This window comes from Pseudomonas sp. NPDC096950, assembly GCF_044762525.1.
Classification (GTDB): Bacteria; Pseudomonadota; Gammaproteobacteria; order Pseudomonadales; family Pseudomonadaceae; genus Aquipseudomonas.
Genome location: NZ_JBIWEL010000026.1, coordinates 39,748 through 46,111, shown reverse-complemented (window position 1 = coordinate 46,111; position 6,364 = coordinate 39,748). Strand labels below are relative to the sequence as shown.

General features: G+C 61.8%; 8 protein-coding genes. 3 read left to right on the top strand and 5 right to left on the bottom strand.

Features of this window, described 5'->3' with window-relative positions; genetic code table 11:
• From ribE to nrdR, 5 genes are all read right to left on the bottom strand, one after another.
• The coding region (gene ribE, locus ACIQY3_RS28640; protein WP_403026547.1) for a 6,7-dimethyl-8-ribityllumazine synthase at positions 1 to 459 on the bottom strand (459 nt) is incomplete at its 3' end.
• Between the two features lie 91 nt (positions 460 to 550).
• Complete coding sequence (gene ribBA / locus ACIQY3_RS28635; RefSeq protein ID WP_123596788.1) at positions 551 to 1,642, bottom strand: bifunctional 3,4-dihydroxy-2-butanone-4-phosphate synthase/GTP cyclohydrolase II; 1,092 nt, start codon at positions 1,640 to 1,642, stop codon at positions 551 to 553.
• Positions 1,643 to 1,658: 16 nt separating this feature from the next.
• A complete protein-coding gene (locus ACIQY3_RS28630) occupies positions 1,659 to 2,321 on the bottom strand; it encodes a riboflavin synthase (RefSeq protein WP_157712779.1) in 663 nt (220 codons plus the stop codon).
• Between the two features lie 46 nt (positions 2,322 to 2,367).
• Positions 2,368 to 3,501, bottom strand: coding sequence for a bifunctional diaminohydroxyphosphoribosylaminopyrimidine deaminase/5-amino-6-(5-phosphoribosylamino)uracil reductase RibD (gene ribD / locus ACIQY3_RS28625; RefSeq protein ID WP_403026542.1), 1,134 nt, complete (start codon positions 3,499 to 3,501; stop codon positions 2,368 to 2,370).
• On the bottom strand, positions 3,498 to 3,962 hold the full coding sequence (nrdR, locus tag ACIQY3_RS28620) for a transcriptional regulator NrdR (protein ID WP_003228656.1): 465 nt from the start codon (positions 3,960 to 3,962) through the stop codon (positions 3,498 to 3,500). The genes ribD and nrdR overlap by 4 nt, the downstream gene beginning before the upstream one ends.
• Positions 3,963 to 4,079: 117 nt before the next feature.
• Between nrdR and ACIQY3_RS28615 the strand changes: the two genes are divergently transcribed.
• From ACIQY3_RS28615 to trxA, 3 genes are all read left to right on the top strand, one after another.
• Positions 4,080 to 4,544, top strand: a complete 465-nt coding sequence (locus ACIQY3_RS28615; protein ID WP_403026539.1) for a hypothetical protein — start codon at positions 4,080 to 4,082, stop codon at positions 4,542 to 4,544.
• Positions 4,541 to 5,230 carry a class I SAM-dependent methyltransferase gene (locus tag ACIQY3_RS28610; protein WP_403026536.1) on the top strand — a complete coding sequence of 230 codons (690 nt, stop codon included), beginning with the start codon at positions 4,541 to 4,543 and terminating at the stop codon, positions 5,228 to 5,230. Before ACIQY3_RS28615 ends, ACIQY3_RS28610 begins: the two co-directional genes overlap by 4 nt.
• A gap of 135 nt (positions 5,231 to 5,365) precedes the next feature.
• The gene (gene trxA / locus ACIQY3_RS28605) at positions 5,366 to 6,238 is read left to right on the top strand and encodes a thioredoxin (protein WP_403026534.1); all 873 of its coding nucleotides are present in this window, start codon (positions 5,366 to 5,368) and stop codon (positions 6,236 to 6,238) included.
• The last annotated feature ends 126 nt before the right edge of the window (positions 6,239 to 6,364 follow it).

Below are 6,364 nucleotides of genomic sequence, written 5' to 3'. Positions count from 1 at the left end.
CGCCCGCCGGCTGACCATTTCCAGAGCGGACAGGGCAGCTTCAGCACCTTTGTTACCGGCCTTGGTGCCGGAACGTTCGATGGCTTGCTCGATGGAATCAACGGTCAGGACGCCGAAAGCGACCGGTACGCCGAACTCCATGGACACCTGGGCCAGGCCCTTGGTGCATTCGCCTGCCACGTATTCGAAGTGCGGAGTACCGCCACGAATGACCGCGCCCAGGGCGATGATTGCCGCGTATTCGCCCTTCTGAGCGACTTTCTGCGCAACCAGCGGGATTTCGAAGGCGCCAGGCGCACGGATGATGGTGATGTCGCTTTCGCTCACGCCATGGCGAACCAGGGCATCAACTGCACCGCTGACCAGGCTTTCAACGACGAAGCTGTTGAAACGGCCCACTACCAGAGCGTAGCGGCCTTTAGGGGCGATGAAGGTACCTTCGATGGTCTTCAGGGTCATTCGTTAGATCTCTTAAAGAGCCGGGACGCGTTTTCTACGCGTCCCTCAGTGATGTGTTAACCGCGAATCAAGGCCCGGAAACAACCGGTCATTATTCGGAGGGCACGTATTCTACAACTTCCAGATCGAAACCGGATATCGCATTAAATTTCATTGGCGCACTCATCAGGCGCATTTTGCGTACGCCCAGGTCCCGCAGGATCTGCGAACCGGCACCGACGATGCTGTAGGTGGTCGGTTTTTTCGCCGGGACGTGCTCCGCGGTCTCGCGGATGTGCGCCAGCAACACGTCGCCATCGAGCGGGTGACCGAGCAGCAACACCACGCCGCTGCCAGCCTCGGCAACCGCGGCCATGGCGGCGCGCAGGCTCCAGCGGCCCGGTTGCTTGACCATCAGCAAATCGCGCAATGGGTCCATGTTGTGCACCCGGACCAGGGTCGGCTCTTCGGCGCACACGGTGCCCAGGGTCAGGGCCATGTGCACGTCGCCTTCCACGGAGTCACGATAGGTCACCAGGTTGAATTGGCCCAGTTCGCTGTCCAGCGGCTGCTCGGCAATCCGCTGAACGGTACGTTCGTGGATCATCCGGTAGTGAATCAGGTCGGCGATGGTGCCGATCTTGATGTTGTGTTCGGCGGCGAAGGTTTCCAGTTCGGCGCGGCGGGACATGGTGCCGTCGTCGTTCATCACTTCACAGATCACGCCGCTCGGCTCGAAACCGGCCATGCGCGCCAGGTCGCAGGCAGCTTCTGTGTGACCGGCGCGAGCGAGGGTGCCACCCGGTTGGGCCATCAGCGGGAAGATGTGGCCCGGGCTGACGATGTCTTCAGCCTTGGCATCCTTGGCGGCGGCGGCCTGCACGGTGCGGGCGCGGTCGGCGGCGGAGATGCCGGTGGTCACGCCGGTGGTGGCTTCGATCGACACGGTGAACTTGGTGCCGAAACCGGAACCGTTGCGCGGCGCCATCAATGGCAGCTTCAGCAGTTCGCAGCGCTCGCGGCTCATCGGCATGCAGATCAGGCCACGGGCGTGCTTGGCCATGAAATTGATGTGTTCAGGCTGGCAGCACTCGGCGGCCATGATCAGGTCGCCTTCGTTCTCGCGGTCTTCGTCATCCATGAGGATGACCATCTTGCCTTGGCGGATGTCTTCAACCAGTTCTTCGATGCTATTGAGCGCCACAAGGCACCCCCTTGAGTCAGGATTTGAGGTAGCCGTTGGCGGCCAGAAAGCTTTCGGTGATGTTACTGGAAGCAGGCTCTGCGGCCTTGTCGCCTAACAACAGGCGCTCCAGATAACGTGCCAGCAAGTCCACTTCCAGATTCACCCGGCGACCTGGCTGATAAGACGCCATGATGGTTTCGCTCAGGGTGTGGGGAATGATCGTCAGCAAGAACTCGGCCCCATCGACCGCGTTCACGGTCAGGCTGGTGCCATCAACGGTGATCGAGCCTTTATGGGCGATGTACTTGGCCAGGTCTTTCGGCGCGCGGATGCGGAATTCCACAGCGCGAGCATTCTCGGTGCGGGCAACCACTTCGCCCACGCCATCGACGTGACCGCTGACCAGATGTCCGCCCAGACGCGTGGTCGGGGTCAGGGCTTTTTCCAGGTTGACCGGGCTGCCGCTTTTCAGGTCATTCATGGCGGTGCAGTCGAGGGTTTCACGGCTGACATCCGCCGCGAAGCCGTTGCCTGGCAGCTCGACGGCAGTCAGGCACACGCCGTTGACCGCGATGCTGTCGCCCAGTTTGACGTCGCTCAGGTCGAGCTTGCCGGTTTCTACGTAGACCCGCACATCTCCGCCTTTTGGGGTCAATGCACGAATACTGCCGATGGATTCGATGATGCCGGTAAACATGGAGTCCTCCTCGAGAACAAAGCCGTCGCGTGGCGCAGGCCGGGAATTATACGCTCGCTGCCGGCACAGGAATGGCGATGACTCGCCAGTCATCGCCAACCGCGCGGATTTCGGTGATTTTCAGCTCGGGCGCGTCTTTCATCTGCGCCAGCGGCCAGTCCAGCAATGGCCGGGCCGAGGAGCCGAGGAACTTGCCGGCGATGAAGATCTGGAATTCATCCACCAGGCCTTGCTGGGCAAAAGCCCCGGCCAGGCGCGGCCCCGCTTCGACCAACACTTCGTTGGTCCCACGGTTGGCCAGTTCGACCAGCAACTTGCGCAGGTCCACCAGACCATCGTCGCCGGCCACGATCAGGCATTCCGGACCATTGGCGTATTGCTCTTCAATCGCCATGCAGGTGGCGACCAGCGCCGGGCCAGCCTTGAAGAACGGCGCATCCAGCGGCACGCGAAGGCGACCGTCGATCAGCACCCGCAGCGGCGGACGGCTCATGGCCAGGGCAGTTTGCTCGGCGTCCAGGCCCAACTCGGCGGCGCGCACGGTCAAACGGGCGTTGTCCGCGAGCACTGTGTCGGCGCCGGTCAGCACCACGCTGGCCTGGGCGCGCAGGCGTTGCACCGCCGAACGTGCGGCCGGGCCGGTGATCCATTGGCTTTCGCCGCTTTCCATCGCCGTGCGCCCGTCGAGGCTCATGGCCAACTTGACCCGCACGAATGGCAAGCCGTGTTCCATGCGTTTCAGGAAACCTTCGTTGAGCTTGCGTGCTTCGCCTTCCAGCACGCCGCTTTCGATGGCGATGCCGGCCTGGGCCAGGCGCTGCATGCCGCGCCCGGCCACCGAGGGGTTCGGGTCCTGCATCGCCGCGACCACACGAGCGAGGCCGGCATTCACCAACGCATCGGCGCAGGGCGGCGTGCGGCCGTGGTGGCTGCACGGTTCGAGGGTCACGTAAGCGGTGGCGCCACGGGCCTTGTCGCCAGCGTCACGCAAGGCGTGGACTTCAGCGTGGGGTTCGCCGGTGCGCACGTGCCAGCCTTCGCCGACAATCTGCCCGTCCTTCACGATCACGCAGCCAACCCGTGGATTGGGGTGGGTCGTGTAGTGACCTTTGCGCGCCAGTTCGAGGGCGCGGGCCATGTAGTGGGCGTCGAGGATGGCAAGCTCTGCGGAGGTGGTCATTCTTTCACCGGCTCACGGGCCAGGCGATCGATCTCTTCGCGGAACTCGTTCAAGTCCTGGAAGCGCCGATACACGGAGGCGAAACGAATGTAGGCGACTTCGTCGAGCTTTTGCAGCTCGGCCATCACCAGTTCACCGACCACGAGGGATTTGACCTCACGCTCGCCGGTGGCGCGCAGTTTATGTTTGATGTGCACCAGCGACGATTCGAGGCGCTCGACACTTACCGGGCGCTTTTCCAGCGCCCGCTGCATGCCGGCGCGGAGTTTTTCTTCGTCGAACGGCTGACGGCTGCCGTCGGTTTTGATCAGGCGCGGCAACACCAGTTCAGCGGTCTCGAATGTCGTGAAACGCTCGCCGCAGGCCAGGCATTCACGCCGGCGGCGCACCTGTTCGCCCTCGGCGACCAGACGCGAGTCGATGACCTTGGTGTCGTTGGCACCGCAGAAGGGACAGTGCATGGTGGCAGGCAACAAAAAAAGGGAGGGCCATGGTAGCGCATCCCCGTGGCAAGACAAGCCATAGGGTTTGCGGTATACAGACGAGCTATTATGGATGTCACCCTGTTGGAGCCAAAAATGTCGTTACGACCGCTCGTCCTGCTCAGTGTTTTAAGCCTGCTGGTGGCCTGTGGCAGCGACGCGCCCAAGCCCCAGCCACCGACACCCGGCCCCGCGCCGCAAGCGGCGCAGAAGAAAGCCAAGGAGTCGGCGGACCTCGGCCCGCTGCCGGCGTATCAGCGTGAATTGAGCGGCACCCTGCAAGGTGTGCCCGCCGGTGCGGAAGTGGAACTGGCGCTGCTGGTGATCGACGATAAATCCCGCCCGCAACAATTGCTGGCGAGTTCCAGTCTGATCGGCACCAATCAGATTCTGCCGTTTCACCTGCGTTTCAACCCGGAATCCTTCCCGGTCGGCGCTCGCGTTGAACTGCGGGGTCGTGCCAGCCAGTCCGGCCAGCTGATTTTGCATCTGCCGTCGCAGACCATTGCACAACCGACGACCCAGGTTTTGGGTCAGCTGCAATTCGTCAAAGCCCCATGATTGCACCGCTCGACCTGCAACAGGCACTAGGCGAACTGCTCGGCGACGCACAACTCGTCGCCCGCGAGTTACCGGACACTGACCTGAAACTCTGGCTGATCGACGGCGACAACATGGATCGCGCTTTCAGCCAGGACGAAATCCAACGGATTCTGCATGAGCCGCCGTACTGGAGTTTCTGCTGGGCCAGTGGCCTGGCAGTTGCGCGCTATCTCGCTGAGTTTCCGGAATGGGTCAAAGGCAAGCGCGTGCTGGATTTCGGCGCCGGTTCCGGGGTGGCGGGGATTGCGGCGGTAAAGGCCGGCGCCCTGGAAGTGGTGGCTTGTGACCTGGACCCGCTGGCGATTGCGGCGTGTCGGGCGAATGCTCAGCTGAATGACGTAAAACTCAATTATTCGACGGATTTCTTTGCCGAGGCGGATCGCTTTGATCTGATTCTCGTCGCCGACGTGCTGTATGACCGGGCGAATCTGCCGCTGCTCGACGAGTTCTTGAGTCGCGGCCAGGAAGCCTTGGTCGCGGATTCGCGGGTTCGGGATTTTCGTCATCCGTTGTACCGGCGCATTGAAATGCTGGAGGCGATGACCTTGCCCGACCTGGCCGAGCCGGAAGAGTTTCGGTATGTGAGTCTCTACCATGCGCGGCGCGGCCAAGAGCTTCGCGAGCAAGCCCGCTCCCACAGTTGACCGCATTCCCCTGTGGGAGCGGGCTTGCTCGCGAAGGCGCCCTGTCAGCCGATACATCTCCAAAGGCCAACCCGCTTCCGGCCACACCCCGCCAAGCCGTATAGTTGCCTCATTCACGCTTCCAAGAGATCCCTCATGAGTCAGGAAACGCCGTACATCTTCGACGCCACGACTGCTGATTTCGACCAGTCGGTGATCGAGAACTCTTTTCACAAACCGGTGCTGGTGGATTTCTGGGCCGAATGGTGTGCGCCGTGCAAGGCACTGATGCCGATGCTGCAAACCATCGCCGAGAGCTATCAGGGCGAGTTGCTGCTGGCCAAGGTCAATTGTGACGTCGAGCCGGACATCGTCTCGCGCTTCGGTATTCGCAGCCTGCCGACCGTGGTGCTGTTCAAGGACGGCCAGCCGGTGGACGGGTTTGCCGGTGCGCAACCGGAATCCGCTGTCCGCGCCATGCTTGAACCCCATGTGCAGATGCCGCCACCGGCCGCTGCCGATCCGTTCGAACAGGCGCAGGCACTGTTCGATGAAGGTCGTTTCGCCGATGCCGAATCCATTCTCAAAGTGCTGCTGGGCGAAGACAACACCAACGCCAAGGCGCTGATCCTGTATGCCCGTTGCCTCACCGAACGTGGCGAACTGGGCGAAGCGCAAACCGTGCTCGACGCGGTCAAGACCGATGAGCACAAGGCTGCGCTGGCCGGTGCCAAGGCGCAGATCCAGTTCCTCGGCCAGGCCAAGGATTTGCCAGATGCCGCCGACCTGAAAGCACGCCTGGCGAAAGATCCGCAGGACGATGAAGCGGTGTATCAACTGGCGATCCAGCAACTGGCCCGCCAGCAATACGAACCGGCGCTGGATTCGTTGTTGAAGTTGTTCATCCGCAACCGCAGCTACAGCGAAGGCTTGCCGCACAAGACTTTGCTGCAGGTGTTCGAATTGCTGGGTAACGATCACCCGCTGGTGACCACGTACCGTCGCAAGTTGTTTGCAGCGTTGTATTGAAGATCAAAAGATCGCAGCGTGCCGCAGCTCCTACAGAGAAATAAAAATACAGAATGAGCATGGGCCCCCGCCCGACGTGTTAATTAGGTGTTTGGGTTTTATCCACCCACCAAAAAAGATCCGCAA